The sequence below is a fragment of the Methylobacterium nigriterrae genome, assembly GCF_037106235.1.
Taxonomy (GTDB): Bacteria; Pseudomonadota; Alphaproteobacteria; order Rhizobiales; family Beijerinckiaceae; genus Methylobacterium; species Methylobacterium nigriterrae.
Window position 1 is genome coordinate 1 of the sequence record NZ_JBAWTG010000592.1, and the last position, 396, is coordinate 396.

At 65.4% G+C, this 396-nt stretch carries 1 pseudogene; it reads right to left on the reverse strand.

Annotation, left to right across the window (positions count from 1 at the left end):
- Positions 1-311: pseudogene (locus WDW90_RS38370) on the reverse strand (transposase); the annotation flags it as partial.
- Positions 312-396 lie beyond the last annotated feature (85 nt).

The window sequence follows — 396 nt, forward strand, 5'->3', positions numbered from 1 at the left end:
AGGCAGGCGCTCCAAGAGGATTGCCCCGGCCTTGCAGTCGGCCACCTGTCCGCCGGTCAGCAGGAAAGCGAGCGGCCGGCAGAAGCGGTCGGTGAGCGCATGGATCTTCGTCGTGCGCCCACCGCGCGAGCGGCCAATCGCTTGGTTCTGCTCCCCCCTTTCGCCCCAGAGGCGCAGCGGTGCGCCTTCACGACCGAGGAGTCGATCAGCACCTGAGCCGGCGGCCCGCCGGCTTGAGCAAGCGTCTCGAACAGTCTGACCCAGACACCCTTCGCCGCCCAGCGCACGAACCGGTTGTAGATAGTCTGTTCGCAATCGCCAAAACGGCTGACGTTCTCCGTCAGGACTGGTCGGAACGACGTAGCGGATTTCGACATGGCTGTTGGTGACGACCAC